The 1,730-nt window shown below is 65.5% G+C and carries 3 protein-coding genes; all 3 read left to right on the top strand.

What is annotated here, in order from left to right:
- The coding region (locus I5W_RS24975) for a MotA/TolQ/ExbB proton channel family protein (RefSeq protein WP_083893629.1) at positions 1 to 671 on the top strand (671 nt) is incomplete at its 5' end.
- Position 672: 1 nt separating this feature from the next.
- Positions 673 to 1,068, top strand: a complete 396-nt coding sequence (locus I5W_RS24970; protein WP_017454329.1) for an ExbD/TolR family protein — start codon at positions 673 to 675, stop codon at positions 1,066 to 1,068.
- The coding region (locus I5W_RS24965) for an energy transducer TonB (protein WP_044531280.1) at positions 1,065 to 1,730 on the top strand (666 nt) is incomplete at its 3' end. The genes I5W_RS24970 and I5W_RS24965, both read left to right, overlap by 4 nt.

Raw genomic sequence — 1,730 nt, 5'->3', positions numbered from 1 at the left:
CGGGCGGAACCCTTTACCTGATGCTGGTGCTGTTGTTGGTGGCCTTGACGGTCATCGTCGAACGCACCCGCTATCTGGCCAACATGCAACGCGGCGGCAATGAACTCATCGAGGCCATCCGCTTGAGTCCGCAGCAGGGCGATATCACATTGAGCGCCCGCCAGGCCACGTTGCCTCATGCACGACTGTTCGAGGTCTTGCAGCACGAACCGGCACAGGTCGATCGCGCCACCCTGGATGGCCACCTGGAAGAAGCCATCATGCACGAGGTGCCGGGCCTGGACCGCTCGCTGTGGCTGCTCGATACCGTGGTCACGCTAGCCCCGCTGCTGGGTCTGTTTGGCACCATCATCGGCATGTTCAATGCCTTCCATGTGCTGGGCGACGTACAAAATGGCGCCTCCCAGGTCACCGGTGGCATCGCCGAAGCGCTGGTGGCGACGGCTTCGGGCCTGTTCATCGCCATGATCGGGCTGGCTTTCTTCAATGCCTTGCATACCCGCGTGCGCATCGTGCTGCATCAACTGGAGACCATCAAGATCATGCTGGTCAATCGCCACGAACAGCGCCACGAACAGCGCCATGAACAGGGTCACGAACAGTCCCAGGCCAGCACCGCAGGCAGCACCCCTGCCGCCGTCAGGGTATGGGCGCAACCGGCGAGGGCCTGACATGCGTTACCTGGAAACCAAGAAAGCCCGCATCGAGATCATCCCGATGATCGACATCATGCTGTTTCTGCTGGTGTTCTTTGCCATGCTGACCTTGCGCATGATTCCCGCTTCCGGTCACTTGACCAAATTGCCGACCAGCTCCACTGCGGTGACCATCCCTGCGCCCAAGTTGCTGGTGGAAATCGAGGACGATGGCTCGGTGACGGTAGAGCAGCATCACATGACGCCAGAGCAATTGACCGCGCAACTGCGCCAGGCTGACAACAGCAAGACCGCCGTGACCATCGCCGGCAACCAGGCCACCTCGCTGCAGCAGGTGATGGCGGTCATCGATGCGATCAAGAATGGCGGCGTCACCGAGCTGTCCCTGGCGACGCGGAAAGTGACGCCATGACGGTCGCCACCGCGCGCCTGCGAACCGGCGTGAGCCTGCACTCGCTGGGCGTGGCACTGCTGATCGAACTGGTCTTGCTGGGCGCAGCCGCCTTGCTGCTGGCCAGGGTGGCGACGCCGCCTGCCCGCTCCAGCCTGTCCGAACCGGTCGCACTGGCCCTGCTGCCTGAGCCGCCGCAGCCCCCCGTGGCAGCCCCGCCCAAGCCGGTGGTGCCGCCCGAGCACAAGAGCGTACCCAAGACGGTAAGCAAGCCGGTCCCGCATCCGACGGCGCCCAAAGTGGCGCCCGCTCCGACTCCGCTGGAGGACCGGCCAGTGACGACGGTGGCACAGCCAACCGCCTTCAGCCAGCCGGTGCCGCCGCCGGTCGCTTCCGCGCCACCGGCGCCGGCCGCGCCTGCGGTGGCCAAGCCGGACCCCAATATCGCCTATGCCGGCAAGGTGCGGGCGGCGGTGCAGGCGGCGCTGGTCTATCCGCCCGCCGCAGCCTCGCTGCACTTTGGCGGACGGGTGCGGGTGGCCTTCCATCTGCGCGACGGTGTGCCGAGTCAGGCCAGGGTGCTGGTGGGCAGCGGTATCGGCATGATCGATCGGGCGGCCCTGCAATCGGTGCAAAATGCCAGCTATCCGCCCCCGGATAGCGAACTGCAAGGGCGTGACCTG

Source organism: Herbaspirillum sp. B65 (assembly GCF_000333555.1).
In the GTDB taxonomy this organism is placed as follows: Bacteria; Pseudomonadota; Gammaproteobacteria; order Burkholderiales; family Burkholderiaceae_D; genus Herbaspirillum; species Herbaspirillum rubrisubalbicans.
Note: the sequence above shows the minus strand (reverse complement) of the source record. Positions and strands in the feature narration are given on the sequence as shown.